Genomic DNA, 21028 nt, shown 5'->3' with positions numbered 1-21028 from the left:
GGCTGCGATCTTTTGATTTTGAAAAATAAATGAGCCGTTTTTCAGATCTGGCGTGACAGAGAAGGAAAGCCCCCTTGATTCAACCTTCTCAGGATCATCCGACATGCACTCCACCCGCCTCACGCCACTGGCTCGTACCCTGCGCAATCTTGTCCTCGGCGCCAGCCTGAGTTTCAGTGCCCTGCCCGCCGCGCTGGCCGCTGATGCCAAGGCTTATCACATCGCGCCGTCGTCGCTGGAGAACGCCCTCAACCAGTTTGGTCGTGAAGCAGGCGTGCTGATTTCGTTTGGTTCGCAACTCACCAGCGGCGTGCAAAGCCGTGGCCTGGAAGGCAGCTACACGCCCGAGCAAGGTTTGAATGCGCTTCTTGAAGGCTCCGGTCTGCAAGCGCGCGCCGAGGGCAACAATGCGTTCAGCCTGCAACCGGTGGCGGATGCCGCGCTGGAACTGGATACCTCGACAGTCGTCGGCGACTGGCTCGGCGATGCTGCGCAAATCAATGTCTTCGAACATCCAGGTGCCCGTGATGTGATCCGTCGCGAAGAGTTCGAACGCCAGGGCGCCACTCAGGCGCGGGATGTACTCAATCGCATCCCCGGCGTCAACGCTCCGGAAAACAACGGCACCGGTAGCCACGACATGGCGTTGAATTTCGGAATCCGTGGCTTGAACCCGCGACTGGCCGCGCGCTCGACCGTGTTGATGGACGGCATTCCGGTGCCGTTCGCGCCCTATGGCCAGCCGCAGTTATCGTTCGCGCCGATCAGCATGGGCAACATGGATGCCGTGGACGTGGTGCGTGGCGGTGGCGCAGTGCGGTATGGCCCGCAGAACGTCGGTGGCGTGGTCAACTTCGTGACCCGGGCGATCCCCGACGAGCCAACGGTCAAGGGCGGCTTCCAGACTGAAACCAGCCCATCGTCGAGCCACGACGGCTTCAAGACCAGCGCCAACCTGCTGGCCGGCGGCACGAACGAAAATGGTCTGGGCGGCGCGTTGCTCTACTCCGGGACGCGCGGCGGCGACTGGCGTGAGCACAGCGACACCGAGATCGACGACCTGATCCTCAAGGGCAAATACCAGCTCGACGAAGCCAACAGCTTCAACGCCATGGCCCAGTATTACGAAGGCAAAGCCGACATGCCCGGCGGTTTGAACGTCGCGGATTACGACGCCGATCCTTATCAATCGACCCGCCCGAAAGACCAGTTCTGGGGCCGGCGCACGATGTTCAATTTCGGCTATCGCTATCAGGAAGATCGCCGCGAATTCACCGCCAACACCTTCTTCACCAAGACCCTGCGCAGCGGTTATCTCGATCAGGGCACGTTCCTTTCGCTGTCGCCGCGCGAGTATTGGGTGCGCGGTCTGGAAACCCGTTTCGCTCAAGGCTTCGACCTCGGCCCGACCAGCCATGAAGTCGGCGTCGGCTACCGCTACATCAACGAGGCTGGTCACGAACTGCGCTATCGCACGCCGATCAGCAGCAACGAATACCCGACCACCAGCAGCCGCAATGACCGCGACACCCGTGGCGGCACCGAGGCCAATGCGTTCTTCGTCGACGACCGCATCGACATCGGTAAATGGACGATCACCCCGGGCGTGCGCTACGAGATGATCGAATCGCAGCAGACCAACAACCTGACCAACGTCAAATACAAAGGCGACTACAACACCGCACTGCCGGCGTTGAACGTGCTTTATCACCTGACTGACAGCTGGAACCTCTACGCCAACACCGAAGGCTCGTTCGGCAGCGTGCAATACAGCCAGATGCCCAACCGCGTAACCAGCGGCGAAGTGAAACCGGAAAAGGCGCGCACCTGGGAACTCGGCACGCGCTATGACAACGGTGCGTTGCGTGCAGAGATCGGCGCATTCCTGATCAACTTCGATAACCAGTACGAAAGTAATCAGACCAACGATTCGGTGATCGCCCGTGGCGAAACCCGCCATCAAGGGATCGAGACTAGCGTCAACTACGCGCTGGATGACTTGAGCCCGGCGCTCGCCGGTTTCGATATCTACGCCACTTACGCTTATGTCGACGCGACCATCCGCGAAGACGGACCGAACAAGGGTAATCGCGTACCGTTCTCGTCGAAACACAAAGGCACGATTGGCGTCGGCTACACCGAAGGCCCGTGGAAGTTGAATCTGGACAGCAGCTTCCAGAGCGACCAGTTCGCCGATAACGCCAACACTTCGAAGGAAAGCGCCGATGGCAGCACCGGCAAGATCCCCGGCTACATGCTGTTCAGCAGTCGTGCGGGGTATGACTTTGGGCCACAGTTATCGGATCTGAATGTGGCGGTGGGCGTAAAGAACATTTTCAACACGCAGTACTTCACGCGTTCGTTTGATGACAACAACAAGGGCAAGTATGTCGGGGAACCGCGCACGGTTTATGTGCAGACTTCTGTAGCGTTCTGAGGATTGAGAAGCCCCTCACCCTAGCCCTCTCCCAAAGGGAGAGGGGACTGATTGCGGGATGCTTGCGAGGTATGCCGACTTGGTTCTGCTTTGCCGAATCCATAATCGACTCGGTATTTCAGGTCGATGTATCACGTATCACAACTCGGTCGGCCCCCTCTCCCTCTGGGAGAGGGCTGGGGTGAGGGTCCGCGGGTCATGGTCTAAAGTAAAACTTCAAACCAACTTCACAAGGATCGTGAAGCATGCAAACCCGCCCCACCATCGCCCAATTCGCCCGCCAGCTCCGCGTCAATCAAACCGACTGCGAACACCTGCTCTGGCAAAAACTCCGCTCACGCCAAGTCGCCAATCTGAAATTTCGTCGGCAGTTTCCCTGTCCGCCTTACGTGCTGGATTTTTACTGTGCGGAGCTGAAATTGGCGATTGAGCTGGACGGTGGGCAGCATTTTGAAACAGCGGGATTGATTCATGACCAGCGCCGGACACGCTATCTCCATCAAAAAGGCATTGAAGTCGTGCGTTTCACTAATCTGGAGGTGATGCAGCAGATGGACGATGTGCTAGAGCAGATCATAAGAATTGCGGCGAATCGAAAAATGCCCTCACCCTAACCCTCCCGAAACGTCGGACCGCCCAGAGGGAGAGGGGACTGATTGGGGGATGCTTCAGAAATACATCGACCTGAAATTATTGGGCTGAATCCATAACCGACTCGGTCTCTCAGGTTGATGTACCTCGCAAGACACCTCGGTCGGCTCCCTCTCCCTCCAGGAGAGGGCTGGGGTGAGGGGCTTTTCTGCTACAAACAAAAACGGGCCTGCATTCGCAGGCCCGTTTTCATTGGGTGGCTTATAAAATCAGCGCATCAACTGTTGATCGCTGCCTGTTCGTTCTCAAGAAATTCTTCCTCCAGCAGAGCGTCATTCGCCTTGCTAAATGGAACCACCGCGGCACGGGGTTTACCTCGCAGTTTGCCGAAAAGGTGCTCCAGTGCATGCTCGAGTTTTTCGGCAGCGCCGTCGATCGCTAGCTCCAGCGAATCGGCCTTATGAGTCACGGAAATCGGTTGATGGCCTTTTGGCCGCGCTTCCAGTTGGCAGCGCATGTCATGGGGACCTGGTTTGTCACCGTTCTCATCGGCCAGATGGACTTCGACACGGGTCAGGTCTTCTTCATAACGTTCGAGCGTGCTCTCAATGGTTGTACGTACCCACTCCTCCAGTCGTTGACTACTTTGAATATGGTTATCGCTGTTGACTTGGATTTGCATAGTTCATCCCTTATTTCAGCTAGCTCGTGAGAGGTCTTGAGTTGAATTTCCTGACCTCCTGGTTACAACAATCGGCCCGACCGGCGAACATTTCAACCCCTGAAAAAAGATAAATATTCATTCGCAAAAAAAGCCGGACAACCGAGCAAAGCACTGGTAAGGTCGGGAGTTGGGTCGCCTCGCAACCCTGCAAAATTTGCTCACAACTGCCCGTCGTTCAACGGGTGCAAGCTACGAAATATCCCCGCCTCCTCGACCAGCCAATCATGTACAGCCCGTACGCCCGGATGGCTCAAGGCCCCCGGCGCATACAGCAACACGTAGCGCTTGTGATTGGGCACCGACAGGCCAAATGGCACAATCAACGTCCCCCGCTCCAGCTCATCGTTAAGCAAGGTGCGGCGGGCAATCGCCACACCCATGCCGGCAATCGCCGCTTCGATGGTCAGGTGATTGCGGTTGAAGGTATGTCCACGCCGTACGTCGGCGCCTTCAAAGCCGATCGCGTTTAAATAGAACTCCCACTCCGCGTATTCATAACTGCCACGCCAGGCGGTGATGTCGTGCAGCAACGGAAAATGCACCAGATCCGCCGGGCCATGCAGTGGCGGCCGCCCACGCAACAGGCTCGGCGCACACACCGGGAAAATCTGCTCGTCGAGCAAGGCTGTGGATAACAATCCCGGGTAACTGCCGTCGTTCAGATCGATTGCCAGATCAAAGTCGCCTTCGTGCAAAGGCACGCTGCTGTCCTCGGCGACCAATCGTAACTGAATGTCCGGATAGCGCTGCTGCAGGCGTGGCAAGCGCGGCGTCAGCCACTTGCTGAGGAACGACGGAATCGAGCGCACGCGCAAAATCCCGCTTATCATTCCGGCATCGAGTCGACGCAATTCCGCATCGATGCTGCCATACGCCTCATTGACGGTAATGGCCAGCCGCTGCCCTTCTGCACTCAATTCCACACCGCGCGCGCGCCGATGAAACAGGCGAAACCCGAGGCGTTCCTCCAACTGGCGGATCTGCTGGCTAACAGCTCCCGGGGTGATGTGCAGTTCCTCGGCACAACGGGTGAACGACAGGTGCCGCGCGGCACAGGAAAACACCTGCAGCCAGACATAGGTCTGAGCATGCAATTGACGACTCATCGTTTAGTCCTGCTAAAGGCTTACTTAGGAAGTTTCGTTAGTCACGTAGGACCGAGGTAGGCAGTATCGCCGACATTGCGCTTGTCCTACAAAAAATGGCAGCGATTCCTACTCCATTGCCTGTAAGGGTTTAGCATGGCTATCAGTGTTTTCGATCTATTCAAAGTCGGCATCGGCCCGTCCAGTTCCCACACCGTCGGCCCGATGCGTGCGGCGGCAACCTTCGCTCAGGCGCTGATCGATGAGCATCTGTTGAACGATGTGCGCCGTGTGGAAATCCATTTATACGGTTCGCTGTCCGCGACGGGCGTCGGTCATGCCACTGACCGCGCCACCGTCATGGGCCTGATGGGTGAATGGCCGGACAGCATTGATCCGTCGACCATCGATCCACGCATCCAGCAACTGCGCGAGACAGGCCAACTGTGCCTCGCCGGGCAAAGAGAAATTGCCTTCGACTGGCAGCGTGATCTCCTGCTGCTGGACGAGAGCCTGCCCTACCATCCCAACGCCATGTCGCTGACAGCCTTTGGCGAAAATGCCGAGCTGTTCATGCAGACGTACTACTCGGTGGGCGGCGGTTTCATCATCGAAGCGGCGGAAGCCGAGTCCGGTGTGGCGCCGGCCGGTGATGTGGTGTTGCCATATGATTTCTCCAGCGCAGCCGAACTGTTGTCGCTGTGCAAACAGCACAACCTGCGCGTGTCCGAACTGATGATGGCCAACGAGCGCGCCTGGCGCACTGACGCCGAAATCCGTCAGGGCCTGCTGCACATCTGGTCGGTGATGCGTGAATGCGTCGAACAAGGCCTGCGCCACGAAGGCATTCTGCCCGGTGGTCTGAATGTGCCACGTCGTGCAGCGAAACTGCATCGCAGCCTGTTGGAAATCGGCAAGCCGAACGTGATCAGTTCGACGCTGTCGGCAATGGAGTGGGTCAACCTGTTCGCCCTCGCCGTCAATGAAGAAAACGCCGCTGGCGGGCGCATGGTCACCGCGCCGACCAACGGTGCTGCGGGGATCATCCCGGCCGTTCTGCACTACTACATGAAATTCAACCCGGACGCGTCTGACGATGATGTCGTCGCTTTCTTCCTCGGTGCGGCCGCCGTCGGCATTCTGTGTAAGAAAAATGCCTCGATCTCCGGCGCTGAAGTTGGCTGCCAAGGTGAAGTCGGTTCGGCCTGCGCGATGGCCGCTGCCGGCCTGGCCGACGTACTCGGCGCCACTCCGGAGCAACTGGAGAACGCTGCCGAGATCGGCCTGGAACACAACCTCGGCCTGACCTGTGACCCGGTCGGCGGCCTCGTACAGGTGCCGTGCATCGAGCGCAATGCCATCGCCGCCGTGAAAGCGATCAACGCCACGCAAATGGCCCTGCGCGGCGACGGCAAACACTTCATTTCCCTCGACCGGGTGATCCGCACCATGCGCGATACCGGCGCCGACATGCACGACAAATACAAAGAGACTTCACGGGGTGGCCTGGCTGTGAGCTGGGTGGAGTGCTGACGCGCATTCCCTGACCGCCCCGGCAGACCGCACCCGATGGTCTGCCAACCGTGAGCCCGAGCAAAAATAATAACGAGGCGATACCGATGACCGATGTACGTACACCTGCTGCCGAAAATCCCGCTGTAGATCGCACATGCAATGCAGAAACGGCCCACAAGGGCTGGAGTAAATTCGACACCACCTGGATGCTCGGCCTGTACGGCACCGCTATTGGTGCCGGCACGTTATTTTTGCCGATCAACGCCGGCGTGGGCGGTTTCTGGCCGTTGTTGATTCTCGCCGTGCTGGCGTTTCCGATGACCTTCTTCGCCCACCGAGGCCTGACCCGCTTCGTACTGTCTGGTCGCTCCGGGGACATCACCGAAGTGGTCGAAGAACACTTCGGCATCGGCGCCGGCAAGCTGATCACGCTGCTGTATTTCTTTGCGATCTTCCCGATCCTGCTGGTGTACAGCGTGGCGCTGACCAACACCCTGAGCAGCTTTCTCGAGCACCAATTGCACATCGCCCCGCCACCACGGGCGATTCTCTCGCTGGTGCTGATCCTCGGTTTGATGGCGATTGTGCGCTGTGGGCAGAGCGTGATCGTCAAAGCCATGAGCGTGTTGGTGTATCCATTCGTCGCCGCGTTGCTGCTGCTGGCGCTCAGCCTGATTCCGAACTGGAACGGCGCGTTTTTCGCCAGCGCTCAAGAAGCGATGCCGATGTCAGTGTTCCTCAAGACATTGTGGCTGGCGATCCCGGTGATGGTGTTCTCGTTCAACCATTCGCCGATCATCTCCGCGTTTGCGGTTGATCAAAAACAACGCTACGGCGAGCAGGCCGAACGCAAAAGCAGCGGCATCCTCGCCATGGCCCACGGCATGATGGTCGTCACGGTAATGTTCTTCTGCTTCAGCTGCGTGTTGGCATTGTCGCCGGCGGATCTGGCAGCGGCGAAGGCGCAGAACATTTCGATCCTGTCGTACCTGGCCAACCACTTCCAGACGCCGGTCATCGCTTACGCCGCGCCGCTGATTGCACTGGTGGCGATCACCAAATCCTTCCTCGGCCACTACATCGGCGCTAGCGAAGGCTTTCAGGGCATGATCGTGAAAAGCCTGCGCAGCCGTGGCCGGGTGATGTCGGCGAGCTGGCTGAACCGCACAACCGCCGTGTTCATGATTCTCAGCTGCTGGGCCGTGGCAACATTCAACCCGAGCATCCTCGGGATGATCGAGGCTTTCGGTGGGCCAGTGATTGCCTGTCTGCTGTTCTTGATGCCGATGTACGCCATCCGCCGCGTGCCAGCCTTGCGCCAGTATTCGGGCCAGGTGTCCAACGTGTTTGTGGTGCTGATCGGCCTGATTGCACTGTCAGCGATCATCTACTCGGTTCTGCCCTGAAAACGCGCCATTAAAAAAGGCGAGCCGAGCGGCTCGCCTTTTTTATGCCCGTGTTCATTGTTCGACAATTTTCCCGGCACAGCCCTTGCTATATACCTGCAGGAGCTGCTGCAGGCTGCGATCTTTTGATCTTCGTGACCGAAATCAAAACATTGAAGAGCAAAAGATCGCAGCCTGCGGCAGCTCCTACACGAAGCAACAACACAGACCACGGAATGGCCAGTGATCAGGTTTGGCGAACCAACCCGATCACAGCCGGTCAACAACTGCACGTTCAATCAGGCGGTGACGCATCATGGACAATCCTTTTCAGATCATTACCGATGCCTTCGCGCCGGACTACCAGATCAATCTGAGCATTCAGGGCCTGGACGGCAGCATCATGCTGACCCTGTCCAACAGCGGCCGGATCGTGGCCAAACGCATGATCAGCGCCGAGCAGCGCAACGACCCCGCGCGTCTCAAGCGACTGGTGCAAAGCATCCAGTTCGGCATCGCCATCGAACAGGGCCACAGCGCCATGGCGATTCTCGAAGCCATGACCAGCGGCAGCGGGCTGACCCCGCCACCGCCACGCGTCATCGGTCAGCCACGACCAGCGGCCGGGCTTTAAAGCTCACCCTTCTCGACTTCAGGATGTTCGCTGGAACCGGTGCCCAGTGTGCGCTGCGGTTTCTCGATCTTCACCGAGGGAAATTGTGACGAGGCGTAACGCACCACCAGAATCGCCAGCGCCAGCAACAGAATCCCGCCGCACAGATAGATGATGCCCATGTCCGGCGGGTTGTGGTGCGAGACATTGGAGATCAGCAGACGGGTCAGCGCAGTGATCGCCACGTAGATCAGGAAGCGCACCGGCATGTGGTTGGTCTTGAAATAAATCCCGACCATCGCTCCCAGTTCGAGATAGATGAACAGCAGCAGAATGTCATCGATCTTGATGTGGCCTTCCTCGAGCATCCCGAGAAACTCCATCACCGCCGCGTATGCCGTCACCGCACCGATGGCAAACAGCGCCAGATAGTGGAAGGTCTCGACAAACAGGTTGCCCAGGGACTCGGCCAGTTGATGCACGTTTTGCCGCAGTTTCTCGGCCCAGTTGATTTTCACGATGATGTTCCTTAGCCCGATTCGAGCGGATGATGCGTGTTGGACGTGACGGTTTTCTGCACGTAACGGTTTTCATGCAGAAAAGAGGCCACGCCATCATGGCGAGCCGCCGCCAAAGCCGCGCCGTGGCGTTTGGTCGCACCGCTGTGCTTTTGTGGGAGCGAGCCTGCTCGCGAATGCAGCGACACGGTCTTCCTGACAAACCCGAAATCCGGTCTACATTGAAAAGCCACTACCCATGGCGCAGGGATTCGCTTATCCTTTTCGCTGTATATGGATACAGTAGTCGTCAAGACAACTTAATGTGAAGGCATGTGAGGTGGTGAATGGCCGTCGAAGTGGTATACCGCAGCAGCCGAGATCTGGAGCGCTTGTTCATGGATAAAGCCGAAGCTGACCGTCATGACAAAATGCTCGAACTGGCCGAATATCTGGCCGATGTGCTGCAAAAAGCCGTTCCGTCCCTGACTGAACAGCAAGTGGAAGAAGCCGGGATCTACATGGCGAAGAATCGCGATGTGTTCGCCCGGGCGTTCAAGAGCCAGCCGGATGCACTGTCCGAACTGCTCAATGCACCGGCAGAACCAGTTGAACAAGCTGAGGCGGCGGAACCTGCTGAAGCACCGGCCAAGCCAACCAAAGCGGCGAAGGCTGCGAAGTAATCCAGCCCGAATTGAATAGGCCCTGAGTCGAATGGCTCAGGGCCTTTTTCATGCCTGTGAAACTCAGCGATACAAAACTTTCTCCGCCAACTCATCCGCCACCCGCGCCGGCGAACGCTTCTCCGCCTGCGCATGGGCGAACACCTCGGTCAGCCGAGAACTGATTTTCGACAAATGCGCAGTAATCGTCGGCAATTCCTCGCCACGATGTTTCAGCGAGACGTAAATCAGCCCACCCGCATTGATCACATAATCCGGCGCATACAGAATTCCGCGTCGCTCCAGTTGATCGGCGACATCCAGGTGCGTCAGTTGATTGTTTGCCGAACCGGCCACGGCCGAACACCGCAGTTGGGTGACCGTGTGACTGTTCAGCACACCACCCAGACCGCACGGCGCGAGGATGTCGCACGGCGTGCTGAGCAATGCATCGTTGGCGATCGGATGGGCGTTGAGTTGCTCCATCGCCAGTTGCACCTTACCGTGGTCGATATCGCTGACCAGCAACTCAGCCCCGGCGGCGTGCAGTTGCTCGGCCAAGGCAAAACCGACATTGCCCAGGCCCTGAATCGCAATGCGCAAGCCTTCGAGATTATCGCTGCCCAGCCGGGCCATCGCCGTTGCGCGAATGCCGGTGAACACACCCATTGCTGCGTGTGGCGCCGGGTCGCCGGCCGAGGTGGTGCTAGTGACATGCTGGGTCTGTTGAGCGATGCAATCCATGTCCGCCACCGACGTACCGCTGTCGATCGCGGTGATGTAGCGGCCGTCGAGCTGATTGATGCAGCGGCCAAACGCTTCAAACAGTGCGCCGCGGTTTTCCACATGCACCGGACGCACGATCACCGCAACCCCGCCGCCCTGCTGCAGACCCGCCAGCGCGGCTTTGTAGCTCATGCCCTGAGCGAGGCGAATGGCATCCTCAACGGCAGATTCGTCATTGGGATAGGCAAGATAACGACATCCGCCCAAGGCTGGCCCGAGGCGACTGTTATGGATGGCAATGACCGCCTTCAACCCGGAGACCGGGTCAACGCTAAGGTGCAGCGATTCCAGGCGAGTGCTTTGCATGAGCGCAAACATCGTTGGGCTCCCGAATCACTTCTTGTAGAACGCCAGTATAGGCCTGCGCCTGAAAATTGCTGGAGCGCACCGGAATAAGCGCCTGCGCAGACCACGGCTTTGCGGCATAACCGTAAACCTGCGCAGCGGGGGTACTGGACGAATGGCACGGACCGGGCTAAAACGAGGCATTCCCCGGAGATTTCGATGAGTGCGCGTCAACGTTTTTTCGAATGCCTGCACCGTTCACCGCCCGCGCTGTTCGAAGCCGCGCTGTGGATGGCGGCCGAGCACGAAAAAGCGGTGGATCCCGACGCGCTGCTGCACGAATTCAAAGAACTGCAACAGCGGATCAGTTACGGTTTGCCAATGCTGCCGGTAAGCGAGCTGGCGCAACCGTTGTTACGCCGCATGACCGATCTGGGTTTTGCACAGGACGACTTTCTGCCGTTGCGCCCACAGGCTGCGTTGCTGCACAAAGTGTTGCACACCCGTCGCGGACAACCGCTGGCATTGGCGCTGATTGCTCTGGAGTTGGCGCGAGGGCTGGAGATCCCGCTGGTCGGGGTCAATTTCCCCGGGCACTTCCTGTTGCGGGTGCCCGGTGCCGATCACTTGCTCGATCCGTGTGGCGGCCGGCGTCTGTACCCCAATGATTGTCGGGAGCTGTTGCAGCGCCAGTACGGACCGAACATGAAGCTCAACGCCGAGCATCTGCTGACCGCCACACCGCAGCAGATGCTCCAGCGCCTGTCGCGCAACCTGCGCCAGTTGCACCTGACCCATGATGACTTTATTGCTGCGCTGATCGACGCCGAGCGCGTTCTCGAACTGGGTGACGCTGGCGCCGCCGATTATCTGGCCCGTGCCAGTCTGTATCAGCGGCTCGACTGCCCGAATGCCGAGCGCTTCGATCTGGAGCACGCCTTGCTGCTCAGCGACGATCCGATCCAGCGACTGCGCCTGACCGAACGACTCGGCCACCTGCCGCCCAATTCCGTCGTCCACTGAAAAACGCTCGCGATAGCGGTGTGTCAGGTAACGAATGTACTGACAGAAACACCGCCTTCGCGAGCAAGCTCGCTCCCACAGGTTTGGTGTGGACCTAAATTATCGGCTCGGCACACATCACTGTGGGAGCGAGCTTGCTCGCGAAGCAGACGGCGCGATCTTTCAATTAAACCGCGTTATCGTTCTTCGCGAGCAGGCTCGCTCCCACATTGGATAGGCGTGTGTCATTGGGTGAACGCACCTGAATGATCAGCAGCGCAGCGATCACCGCCGGAATCGCGCAAAAAAAGAAAATCTGCGCCACCGGAATGTGCATCGCCAGCAGCAGGCTGCCGAACAGCGGCCCGAGAATCGAACCGAACCGCCCCACACCCAATGCCCATCCGGTGCCGGTCGCACGTACATGCGCCGGGTAGAAATTACTGGCGAACGCATTTAACGTCAGTTGCCCGCCGATGATGCAGAAGCCGGCGGCGAAAACGCAGGCCACCAGATAGCGTGGGTTGTCGTGATTGAGCCCGAGCAAAATCGTGCACAGCGCTGCGCCCGCCAGCACTGCTGACAACAGACGCACCTTGCGCTTCAAGCGGTCGGCAAACCAGGCCATGCAAATCGCGCCCAAAGTACCGGCGAAGAGGAACATCGACGTCACCAGATTGGCTTCGTTGAGTTTCAGGCCGCTTTCCAGCAGCAGCGTCGGCAGCCAGCTGATCATGAAATACAGCAGAATCAGGCTGACGAAGAACGTCGCCCAGATCAGCAAGGTCGGCCGTGCGTAACCGTTGCGGAACAACTCGACCACGGTCAGTTTGCTGCCCTGCTCACGTTCGTTCTGCTCGACAGTCGCCACCGGCGGTTGCCAGTCAGGCAGCATGCGCGCGGTGACTTTGCGCAGTCGTGCATACGGCGGCGCATCACGCAGCAGGCGTGGCAGCGATTCAGGCAGCATCCACCACAGAAACGGAAACAACAGCAACGGTGTAACGCCACCCGCAAGGAACACCGCTTGCCAGCCGAATTGGTCGATGAACCCGGCGGCGACGAAACCACCCGCTGCCCCGCCGAACGAGAAGCCACAGGCCGCCAGCGTCACCATCAAGGTGCGCAAACGCGGTGGCGAGTATTCCGACATCAACGCCATGGCGCTGGGCATCGCCCCGCCCATGCCGATGCCGCAGATGAAGCGCGCGATCATCAGCGTATTGAGCGAGTCGGCGAAGACCATCAGCACGGTCAGCGTGGCGTAGATCAGTACGCAAGCGAGCAAAATCCGTCGCACGCCAAAGCGGTCAGCCAGCGGCGTGACCGCCAGTGAACCAAGGGTAAGACCGAGCAGATTGGCGCTGAAAACAGGTCCGAACGCAGCCTTTTCCAGCCCCCAATCCTGCGCCAAAGCAGGCACCACGTAACCGAGCACCTGGGCGTCGTAGCCGTCGGTGACCAGCAACAGCGCGAGCAGGATCAACAGTAACCACTGATATCGGGACACAGGACGGGCGTCGAGTGCCGCCCGGAAGCTGGCAATCTGGTTGTGCATCGCAAGGTACCTGTTTTGTTTTTATGATTTTTAGGGGGCTCAACGCAGAACCTTGTGGGAGCGAGCCTGCTCGCGAATGCGCTGTGTCAGCTAAATGAACGGTGGCTGACACTCAGCCTTCGCGAGCAGGCTCGCTCCCACAGGGGGTATTACGGTGTGTCTGGCTGGTTGGCGGGATGAGCCTTGATGAACGCTGGATGTTCGGCCGCCAACGCGGCGACCCGACGAATTTTCGGATACGCCTCAAGGCTGACGCTGAACCGCTCTGCCGCATACAACTGCGGAATCAGATACACATCAGCCACGCACGGCCATTCGCCGAAACAAAAACCCTCGTCGCCAATCAACTGCTCCACTGTCGCCAGCCCCTGGCTGATCCAGTGGCTGATCCACTCGACCACCTGCGGCTCGTCGTGCCCTAGCTGGCGCAGGCGATTGAGCACGCTGACGTTGTGCAGCGGATGCACATCGCAACCAATCACTGCCGCCACACCGCGCACATGGGTACGGGCGACAAGGTCCTCCGGCAACAGTGGCCGCTGTGGATAACGTTCCTCCAGGTACTCGATGATCGCTGGCGACTGAATCAACAACTCACCTTCGTCAGTGCGCAAGGCCGGCACCCGACCTTGCGGATTGATCGCCAGATACGCCGCTTGCCGATGCTCGCCACCCGGCGGTGCAATCAGGTTGACCGGCAACGCCTGATAGTCGAGGCCTTTCAACGCCAGTGCGATCCGTACTCGATACGATGAGGTCGAACGGTAATAGGTATAAAGATCCATAACCCGCTCCTGTCAGCGCGCCGCCAGCACTTTGCCGCGGCACTCGCCGAAGCCGATCGAAGCAAAACCATCACGGGCGCAGCGAGCGCGCAGGATGATTTCATCGCCATCCTCAAGGAATTTACGCACCTCGCCAGAGGCCAGTTCGATCGGTTTTTTACCGCCCTCGGTGATTTCCAGCAGGCTGCCGAACTGACCGTTTTCCGGGCCGGACAAGGTGCCCGAACCGAACAGGTCACCGGCCTGCAACTGGCAACCGTTGACGCTGTGGTGCGCGACCATTTGCGCGACGGTCCAGTACATGTAACGGGTGTTGCTCAGTGTCAGGCGATGGGCCGGCAGGTTCTGCTCGCGCATGGTTTCGGTGAGCAGCAGCACTTCCAGTTCGATGTCGAAAGCCCCGCCGTCCTGATCACGCTTGTCGAACAGATACGGCAACGGTTGCGGATCACCTTCAGGACGCTTCGGCTGCGCGGTACGGAATGGCTCCAGCGCCTCTGCGGTAACCACCCACGGGGAGACGCTGGTGATAAAACTTTTCGACAGGAACGGCCCCAGCGGCTGGTATTCCCAAGCCTGGATATCACGCGCCGACCAATCGTTGAGCAGGCAGAAACCGGCGATGTGATCCGCGGCGTCACCGATGGCGATTGAATCGCCCATCTCATTGCCCTGACCGATCCAGATGCCCAGTTCCAGCTCATAGTCCAGGCGTGCGCACGGACCAAAAGTGGGTTCGGTCTGACCGGCCGGCAAGGTCTGGCCTTTCGGCCGACGCACGTCGGTGCCGGAGGCGCGCACGGTGGAGGCGCGACCGTGATAACCGATCGGCACGTGCTTGTAGTTCGGCAGCAGCGGGTTATCCGGACGGAACAGTTTGCCGACGTTTTGCGCGTGTTCAATGCCGACATAGAAGTCGGTGTAATCGCTGATGCGAGCCGGCAGATGCAACTGGCAATCGGCGGCCAGTGGCAGCAGTTTCGCGCCTTGGGCTTCGATGTTGCCGCGATGCGTGCTGCCTTCGCTGAACAGTTCCAGCAGACGCTCTCGCAAAGCGACACGTGCCTCGCGGCCCAGTTCGAAGAACGCGTTCAACTGGCCGCCATGCATGGCTTCCACTGCACTGCGCGCGACGCCGTCAAACAGCCCGGCCTCCAACGCTACTTGCAGATCGAAGATGTGTTCACCAATCGCCACGCCAGCGCGCGGCGCCGAACCGTTGCTGCTGAACACACCCAGCGGCAGGTTCTGCAGCGGGAAATCAGCGTGGCCGTTGGCCGAAGCGACCCAACTGCGGGTGATGGAATTCTGCGTCATGGGTTATCTCCGGGTCGGGTCGAACGTGGCGGGCAACGTGGCCCAGCAAGCGTCGTAAGTGGATTGCAGTTGCGGGCAGTCGAGGGCGAAGCGGCTTGGGCGCAGCACTTGGCTGGTCTCGAACATGAAGGCCATGGTGTTGTCGATTTTCGCTGGTTTGAGCTCGGCGTTGATCGCTCTGGTGCAGGTCTCGCCATCCGGGCCGTGAGCGCTCATGCAGCTGTGCAGCGAAGCACCGCCGGGCACGAAGCCTTCGGCCTTGGCGTCGTATTCGCCCTGGACCAGGCCCATGAATTCGTTCATCAGGTTGCGATGAAACCACGGCGGACGGAAGGTGTTTTCGGCGACCATCCAGCGCGGCGGGAAGATCACGAAATCGAGATTGGCCAGACCGTGCACGCTGGTCGGCGAGGTCAGCACGGTGAAGATCGACGGATCCGGATGATCGAAACTCACCGTGCCGATGGTGTTGAAACGGCGCAGATCGTATTTGTACGGCACGTTGTTGCCGTGCCAGGCGACCACGTTGAGCGGCGAGTGATTGAGTTCGGTAGCCCACAACTGGCCGAGGAATTTCTGCACCAGCGTGGTCGGCTGTTGCAGGTTTTCGTAGGCGGCGACCGGGGTCAGGAAGTCGCGCGGATTGGCCAGACCGTTACTGCCGATCGGCCCCAGATCCGGCAGTCGTAATGGCGCGCCGTGGTTCTCGGCAACATAGCCGCGCGCTTGCGGGTCGAGCAATTCGACACGGAATTTCAGGCCGCGCGGCAGCACGGCGATTTCCAGCGGCGCCACTTCCAGCACACCCAATTCAGTGGCGATGCGCAGACGGCCGAGTTGCGGCACCAGCAGCAATTCGCCGTCGGCGTTGAAGAATACGCGCTCCATCGAGCGATTGGCGACGTAGTTGTAGATGCTGATGCCGGACGGCTTTTCCGCGCCAGCGTTGGCGACCATGCTCACCAGACCGTCGATGAAATCGGTCGGTTCGGCGGGAATCTCCAGCGGGTTCCAGCGCAGGCGATTGGGCGTCACTTCACCCAACGGTCCACCGGCCAGTTGTCGTTCCAGTTTGACGAAGGCCGGGTGATTGGCCGACGGCTGAATCCGATACATCCAGGTGCGCCGCGCTTCACTGCGGGACATGGTGAACGCAGTGCCGGAAAACAATTCGGTGTAGAGACCGTACGGCGCTTTTTGCGGGGAGTTCTGGCCGACGGGCAGCGCGCCGGGCAACGCTTCAGTGCTGAATTCGTTGCCGAAACCGGACTGATACGCCAGCGCCTGAGCGGTTGAATCGAGGTTCATGGAGCCTCCTGAACAGGGAGTCGGCAGTGGCCCATCGCTCTGGCTCAGAGGTTTCGGCACGCCGGGGTTGTTATTATCGTAATTCAATTACGCATAACGTAATTTGCTCGCTATCCAGCGTCAAGCTATAAAGACGCCCATTCGTTTCGGAACCCGGCCGCACCATGGAAAAAACCAGCGACAGCAACGGCAAACAGAAAGTCCGCTCCGCCGAAGTCGGCACCGACATCCTCAAGGCCTTGGCCGAGTTGTCGCCGTCCACTTCGTTGTCGCGACTGGCCGAACATGTGCAAATGCCGGCGAGCAAGGTTCACCGCTATCTGCAGGCGTTGATCGCCTCGGGTTTCGCCGAGCAGAACACCGCGACCAACCATTACGGCCTCGGCCGGGAAGCACTGCGCGTGGGCCTGGCCGCACTCAACAGTATGGACGTGCTGAAAGTCGCCGCCTTGCCCTTGGCCGAACTGCGCGACGAACTCAACGAAACCTGCTTTTTGGCGGTGTGGGGCAATCAGGGCGCGACCGTGGTGCACATCGAACCGGCGGTGCGTGCGGTGACGGTGGTGACGCAACTGGGTTCAGTGTTGCCGCTGCTCAGTTCATCGACGGGTCTGGTGTTCAGTGCCTACTTGCCGCATCGGGAAACCGGTGAGTTGCGCGAGCAGGAAATTGCCGCTGTGGATCATCCGCTGAAGGATGAAAAGACTTACGCAACGCTGTGCGAACAGATCCGCGAACGCGGTCTGCATCATGTGCATGGTTTGCTGATGCCGGGTGTGGATGCGTTGTCCGCCCCGGTGTTCAACGCCGTTGGCCAGGTCGCCGCCGTGTTGACCATTGTGGGCCCGACCTCGCTGTTCCACGCCGACGAAAACGGCCCGGCGGCGCAGCGGTTGCTGGCGGCGACGCAGGCCGTGAGTTGGCGAATGGGTTATGAACGATAAATCTGCGGACTAAGAGCGCTCGAAACGGCTCAACGAACCGTGGTCTTGCTCAATGCAGAGTCAGCATCTTCCATCAGTGAATTGAAGAAACCAATCAGTTCATCTTTGGGGTCTTCATGGCCGGTGTAATACGTAACGAGTTCGGCGACTGTCCGAGCGTCTTCAAACAAACTGAGGAACGAGCGTTGCGCGCGAGTCAGTTCTTTAGCCGGTGCGTGCGCCGCAGCAGCCTGCCCCAATGTCAGCAGCCCGGTCAATACATCCCGAACATGTCCCAGCGCGGCGGAATAATCACCCCGTCGGTCCGACTGCGACGCATCGTAGATGCTTTTCATCATCTGCACAGCCACCACGACAGTGCCCACGGGAGGCACCAGCAGACTTACGATGTTCGCCGCCTTCAACAGGTTGTCGTAAACAAGACCGGCGATTATTTCATTGAGACTGGTGGTGCGTTCGTCGATATCACTCAATACACGGCGCACTCGCTCGTCATGGAAAGTGAACAGATCAGACAGTAGCGAACGCTGCTGCGTGCGAATGGCCGGTTTGACATCGACGGTTGCGACCAGATTGTCGAAATAGTCGTTGATCGCCTTTTGGTCGACCAGCAGTATCCGCTCGCTGTAGTAGCTTCTGAACGGGCCGAATCGGAAACGAATAGAAGGGATGAACTCAGCGATCGGCCGGAAGCTCACCAGGTCCGGTGCATCAGGCGTATAGAGCAAATCGACGAACCCTGAAGACAACTTCAGTCGGAAAATATAAACACCACCCACCGAGCGGTCCCGATCAGCCGTCAATAACAACTTGCCGATATTGAATTTATACAGCCCAACGTCACCTTCGGTGACGCTATCCACAACTGACTGATAGCCGCCGCTTTCTTTCAGATTATCGATAATTCGCTGGATAGCAGTGAAAGACTCTGTCGTTAATCTGCCATTGGTATAGTCGGCAAAGGCACTGCAGTACATTTCACAGCGAATTCTTCGGGCGTGTACTGCGCGCTTGAATGCGTAATCAGGATGAGCCTTGTTCTGATATTGCGCTTTCAGCATCGCGGCATATCTGTCGCCGGGACGGAAAGTTTTCGACAGCGAGGACAGGTCTCGGATATCCAGTTTTTCAACACTGCGATGGCCATTCACCAAATAATATTTTGGGCTGAATTTGGTTTCGTAAGCCGGATGCACCGCTTCAAAGGCGAGCCCCTCGAGCAAAACATCAGTAACGCTCTTACGAAAATCTTCGGTTTGCACAATGATATGGTCGGGGTTGACCGATACGTTGCTGCCACGCTGACGCAAAATGTCTTCTATCTGAACTTTCACAGCATCATAAGTGAACTGCTCGAATGTCGGAAAACCATTGTCTCGTCCATCAACCGTACACAGTGCCTTGAGTTCGGTTGTCAGACGCGAGTAGCGCTTGCGGCCTTCGACGCCAAGCGCCCGATAACCTACCGGAGCAATCGCCTTGTGCAGAGCAACTTCGGCTCGGTAAGCGATATTTACATAGTCCGCCAACGGTACCGCGGGATTCAGGCCAAGATTGACCGGCCGGCTGTCGAGTTCGTAGCGGTACTCCAGCTGTGTGCGAACACTGCCGAGCAACTTGCCTGATTCGTACAGGTAGTCTGGATGAATCATCCGTGCAGCGTATTCACGATCTGATGACAATGCCGTCGCCAGCCAGCGTAGCGCCGCCCGAACATCGGAAAACTTTATCAGTTCAAATTGCCCGACAGGCGTTTTGACCAACATCAGCGTCGGAACATATTCTCTGGCCGAAATCATCAGAACATCTTTCAATGCGGGTAATTGATAACTGATTTTCAATCCCTGAAAAGTCACCGTAGGGTCATTGGCCATGGCTCGCGCAATGATATTCGCATCGGTGGAGTCCAGCTTTCCGGAGTGGCGAGCAACAAAAACTGCAAACTCTATCTGGCTGAATAGATAGTTGCGGTAAGCCTCTTGGTAATCAACCGAGGGCGAGGATGCAAGGCCGCCGGTAAATGCCAGTCGCAGGTTACGATTTTCCAGCCACTGCTCAAGCGCCATACTCGTCAGCCGACTTCCCTCGGGAGCGCCAATGATAGTCAGGGTGGCTTTATAACCATTGTCATGCAGTCCAAAAACGAGAAATTCCGTCAGCGTTCGGGTGTCTTCCTGTTCGACAGTACGTCCGGCAATTTGCAGGGTGTACGAGCTATGGACACTTATTGTTTCTGGATCAAGGTGTTCCCCGAGCGTCCTGTCCGCCCATTCGGCGAACGTACGCACCACATAATCCTTAAACGAAAAGTACGCATCGAAGACGGTTGAATAAGCAGCCTGGTATTCATCCCTGGATTCCTCAAGCTCCTTGTATCGCTGTTGAATATCGCTACCGGCGGCATGGAGCCAAAGCGGCCAGTCGGTGCGTTTCAATGCAGCCCAAAGCAGATAGAAGCGAGTGTTGATACCGTAGCGCAGCACGTGCAAGCCTTGATTCTCCTGCAGCACGGAGGTGAGCGGACTTTCCAGTTGTTCCCGGCCACCGAGCAAGGATGACACGCTTTCCAGCTGGCCCTTGAGGTGCGTCTCTACGCAGAAGGCGTGAGAACTTTGTGTGGCTTTCAGGTATCGGATCTGGTGGCTACCCAAAGACAGCCGCTGCTGTAGTTTGCTGTGCAGCTCGGTATTCTTTTCAAAAAACTCAAAGCCGCATTCCGGCGTGTGCATCAGATAGGAAGTCGACTCGTTGACCAGCGGCATTTCTGCATTCTGACGCTCAGCGTTGTCCAGAACGAAACAGGGCTGACGCGACAGAAGGTAATCCTGCGACGGTTGCAGGTTGACTTCAAACGCTGCGCGACCGGTGTCTGCGTCGAGCAAACGAGCGAATCTCTCACCCAACACGGCATCAAAATTGTTAGCCATGACCGACAGAGACAGTTCTGCACTTGTGACCTCGGCGTACGCTTCGATGAAAGCCTGCTTGTTCGACAGCGGTGCAGTGTTCGGGCGAATGAGTTTCGCGGGTGCCGCCCAGAACTTTGCGATCTCGGTTCGCAGCGTTTTTCCCAGTCCGGCAGCTACAGCAGCGATCAGATCTTCGACAATATGGGTATTCAGAACATTGACTTTGAATTGTTCACTGAACGTGCCTGGCAAGAAAAAAATACCATCGCCACCCGCTATATAAGTGGGACTGACATTGTTATTCAGACAATGAACAGTCACGTCCCAAAGAGTGCCCGAAGGCCGATTTTCGTTGGCCGGAAAAGCAGGATCCGTATTGATATAGACTTTGTCGATATCGACTGTTTTACCCAAACGCTTTAATTCACTTTCAAGCATGTTGCGAAGAATATCCAGCACGCTCGGCATGGCGCCGATGATCTTGAAAAGACCTACTTTGGCCTGATCTGCCTTTCCCCACTCTTCAGCCCAGGAAACTTGCTCACCCACAGAACCACGCATCAAACTTTTAAATAACTTGACCATCATACTTCCTTACTTGACCATCCAGAGCTGCGAGTGCAGC

At 58.1% G+C, this 21028-nt stretch carries 17 protein-coding genes and 1 pseudogene; 8 read left to right on the top strand and 10 right to left on the bottom strand.

Annotated elements, in window-relative coordinates:
- The first annotated feature begins 103 nt into the window (after positions 1-103).
- Complete coding sequence (fecA, locus tag F8N44_RS09510) at positions 104-2437, top strand: TonB-dependent Fe(3+) dicitrate receptor FecA (RefSeq protein ID WP_150650128.1); 2334 nt, start codon at positions 104-106, stop codon at positions 2435-2437.
- Positions 2438-2682: 245 nt separating this feature from the next.
- Positions 2683-3051, top strand: a complete 369-nt coding sequence (locus tag F8N44_RS09505; protein ID WP_150650127.1) for an endonuclease domain-containing protein — start codon at positions 2683-2685, stop codon at positions 3049-3051.
- 254 nt (positions 3052-3305) lie between these two features.
- Here F8N44_RS09505 and F8N44_RS09500 read toward each other — a convergent pair whose 3' ends face one another.
- Both F8N44_RS09500 and F8N44_RS09495 read right to left on the bottom strand, forming a co-directional pair.
- Positions 3306-3710 carry an HPF/RaiA family ribosome-associated protein gene (locus tag F8N44_RS09500; RefSeq protein ID WP_150650126.1) on the bottom strand — a complete coding sequence of 135 codons (405 nt, stop codon included), beginning with the start codon at positions 3708-3710 and terminating at the stop codon, positions 3306-3308.
- Between the two features lie 200 nt (positions 3711-3910).
- Entirely contained in the window at positions 3911-4858 is a 948-nt protein-coding gene (locus F8N44_RS09495) for a LysR substrate-binding domain-containing protein (RefSeq protein WP_007914183.1), read from the bottom strand.
- Positions 4859-4993: 135 nt separating this feature from the next.
- Between F8N44_RS09495 and F8N44_RS09490 the strand changes: the two genes are divergently transcribed.
- The 3 genes from F8N44_RS09490 to F8N44_RS09480 all read left to right on the top strand — a co-directional run bounded on the left by F8N44_RS09490 (position 4994) and on the right by F8N44_RS09480 (position 8371).
- Positions 4994-6370 (top strand): L-serine ammonia-lyase, encoded by a 1377-nt coding sequence (locus F8N44_RS09490; RefSeq protein ID WP_150650125.1) that lies wholly within the window; start codon positions 4994-4996, stop codon positions 6368-6370.
- 86 nt (positions 6371-6456) lie between these two features.
- The gene (locus F8N44_RS09485) at positions 6457-7758 is read left to right on the top strand and encodes a serine/threonine transporter (protein WP_150650124.1); all 1302 of its coding nucleotides are present in this window, start codon (positions 6457-6459) and stop codon (positions 7756-7758) included.
- Positions 7759-8053: 295 nt separating this feature from the next.
- On the top strand, positions 8054-8371 hold the full coding sequence (locus tag F8N44_RS09480; protein WP_095119421.1) for a DUF3509 domain-containing protein: 318 nt from the start codon (positions 8054-8056) through the stop codon (positions 8369-8371).
- Here the strand turns inward: F8N44_RS09480 and F8N44_RS09475 are convergent.
- Together F8N44_RS09475 and F8N44_RS31300 are read right to left on the bottom strand one after the other, a co-directional pair.
- The gene (locus F8N44_RS09475; RefSeq protein WP_053117232.1) at positions 8368-8868 is read right to left on the bottom strand and encodes a phosphate-starvation-inducible protein PsiE; all 501 of its coding nucleotides are present in this window, start codon (positions 8866-8868) and stop codon (positions 8368-8370) included. The two genes, F8N44_RS09480 and F8N44_RS09475, sit on opposite strands and share 4 nt — an antisense overlap.
- Before the next feature lie 11 nt (positions 8869-8879).
- On the bottom strand, positions 8880-9056 hold the full coding sequence (locus tag F8N44_RS31300; RefSeq protein ID WP_191630879.1) for a hypothetical protein: 177 nt from the start codon (positions 9054-9056) through the stop codon (positions 8880-8882).
- Positions 9057-9194: 138 nt separating this feature from the next.
- Between F8N44_RS31300 and F8N44_RS09470 the strand changes: the two are divergent.
- Positions 9195-9449, top strand: a pseudogene (locus tag F8N44_RS09470) (YebG family protein); the annotation flags it as partial.
- 144 nt (positions 9450-9593) lie between these two features.
- Here the strand turns inward: F8N44_RS09470 and F8N44_RS09465 are convergent.
- A complete protein-coding gene (locus F8N44_RS09465; RefSeq protein ID WP_105705534.1) occupies positions 9594-10613 on the bottom strand; it encodes a Glu/Leu/Phe/Val dehydrogenase family protein in 1020 nt (339 codons plus the stop codon).
- Positions 10614-10799: 186 nt separating this feature from the next.
- Here F8N44_RS09465 and F8N44_RS09460 point away from each other — a divergent pair, with 186 nt between their 5' ends.
- A complete protein-coding gene (locus F8N44_RS09460; RefSeq protein WP_150650122.1) occupies positions 10800-11603 on the top strand; it encodes a SirB1 family protein in 804 nt (267 codons plus the stop codon).
- Between the two features lie 166 nt (positions 11604-11769).
- Here F8N44_RS09460 and F8N44_RS09455 read toward each other — a convergent pair whose 3' ends face one another.
- The 4 genes from F8N44_RS09455 to hmgA form a co-directional block, all read right to left on the bottom strand.
- Entirely contained in the window at positions 11770-13140 is a 1371-nt protein-coding gene (locus tag F8N44_RS09455) for an MFS transporter (protein ID WP_150650121.1), read from the bottom strand.
- A gap of 149 nt (positions 13141-13289) precedes the next feature.
- Positions 13290-13925 carry a maleylacetoacetate isomerase gene (maiA, locus tag F8N44_RS09450; RefSeq protein WP_150650120.1) on the bottom strand — a complete coding sequence of 212 codons (636 nt, stop codon included), beginning with the start codon at positions 13923-13925 and terminating at the stop codon, positions 13290-13292.
- 12 nt (positions 13926-13937) lie between these two features.
- Positions 13938-15242: a fumarylacetoacetase gene (fahA, locus tag F8N44_RS09445; RefSeq protein ID WP_150650119.1), complete on the bottom strand. Its 1305-nt coding sequence runs from the start codon at positions 15240-15242 to the stop codon at positions 13938-13940.
- A gap of 3 nt (positions 15243-15245) precedes the next feature.
- Complete coding sequence (gene hmgA / locus F8N44_RS09440) at positions 15246-16550, bottom strand: homogentisate 1,2-dioxygenase (protein ID WP_150650118.1); 1305 nt, start codon at positions 16548-16550, stop codon at positions 15246-15248.
- A gap of 164 nt (positions 16551-16714) precedes the next feature.
- Between hmgA and F8N44_RS09435 the strand changes: the two genes are divergently transcribed.
- Complete coding sequence (locus tag F8N44_RS09435; protein ID WP_150650117.1) at positions 16715-17494, top strand: IclR family transcriptional regulator; 780 nt, start codon at positions 16715-16717, stop codon at positions 17492-17494.
- A 29-nt stretch (positions 17495-17523) separates the two neighbouring features.
- On the opposite strand, the gene F8N44_RS09430 is transcribed toward F8N44_RS09435, so the two are convergent.
- Complete coding sequence (locus F8N44_RS09430; protein ID WP_150650116.1) at positions 17524-20988, bottom strand: dermonecrotic toxin domain-containing protein; 3465 nt, start codon at positions 20986-20988, stop codon at positions 17524-17526.
- Positions 20989-21028 lie beyond the last annotated feature (40 nt).

Origin of the sequence: Pseudomonas fluorescens, assembly GCF_902497745.1 — a bacterium.
In the GTDB taxonomy this organism is placed as follows: Bacteria; Pseudomonadota; Gammaproteobacteria; order Pseudomonadales; family Pseudomonadaceae; genus Aquipseudomonas; species Aquipseudomonas fluorescens_BM.
The sequence above is the reverse complement of the archived record's forward strand: the minus strand, read 5'-3'. Positions and strand labels throughout refer to the sequence as shown.

Bases quoted from the DNA above. Each gene is read 5' to 3' on its own strand.
- F8N44_RS09500 (WP_150650126.1), bottom strand. From the start codon at position 3,710: ATGCAAATCCAAGTCAACAGCGATAACCATATTCAAAGTAGTCAACGA.
- F8N44_RS09480 (WP_095119421.1), top strand. From the start codon at position 8,054: ATGGACAATCCTTTTCAGATCATTACCGATGCCTTCGCGCCGGACTAC.
- F8N44_RS09490 (WP_150650125.1), top strand. From the start codon at position 4,994: ATGGCTATCAGTGTTTTCGATCTATTCAAAGTCGGCATCGGCCCGTCC.
- hmgA (WP_150650118.1), bottom strand. From the start codon at position 16,550: ATGAACCTCGATTCAACCGCTCAGGCGCTGGCGTATCAGTCCGGTTTC.
- F8N44_RS09460 (WP_150650122.1), top strand. From the start codon at position 10,800: ATGAGTGCGCGTCAACGTTTTTTCGAATGCCTGCACCGTTCACCGCCC.
- fahA (WP_150650119.1), bottom strand. From the start codon at position 15,242: ATGACGCAGAATTCCATCACCCGCAGTTGGGTCGCTTCGGCCAACGGC.
- F8N44_RS09435 (WP_150650117.1), top strand. From the start codon at position 16,715: ATGGAAAAAACCAGCGACAGCAACGGCAAACAGAAAGTCCGCTCCGCC.
- F8N44_RS09485 (WP_150650124.1), top strand. From the start codon at position 6,457: ATGACCGATGTACGTACACCTGCTGCCGAAAATCCCGCTGTAGATCGC.
- maiA (WP_150650120.1), bottom strand. From the start codon at position 13,925: ATGGATCTTTATACCTATTACCGTTCGACCTCATCGTATCGAGTACGG.
- F8N44_RS09465 (WP_105705534.1), bottom strand. From the start codon at position 10,613: ATGTTTGCGCTCATGCAAAGCACTCGCCTGGAATCGCTGCACCTTAGC.
- F8N44_RS09455 (WP_150650121.1), bottom strand. From the start codon at position 13,140: ATGCACAACCAGATTGCCAGCTTCCGGGCGGCACTCGACGCCCGTCCT.
- F8N44_RS09505 (WP_150650127.1), top strand. From the start codon at position 2,683: ATGCAAACCCGCCCCACCATCGCCCAATTCGCCCGCCAGCTCCGCGTC.
- F8N44_RS09430 (WP_150650116.1), bottom strand. From the start codon at position 20,988: ATGGTCAAGTTATTTAAAAGTTTGATGCGTGGTTCTGTGGGTGAGCAA.
- F8N44_RS09495 (WP_007914183.1), bottom strand. From the start codon at position 4,858: ATGAGTCGTCAATTGCATGCTCAGACCTATGTCTGGCTGCAGGTGTTT.
- fecA (WP_150650128.1), top strand. From the start codon at position 104: ATGCACTCCACCCGCCTCACGCCACTGGCTCGTACCCTGCGCAATCTT.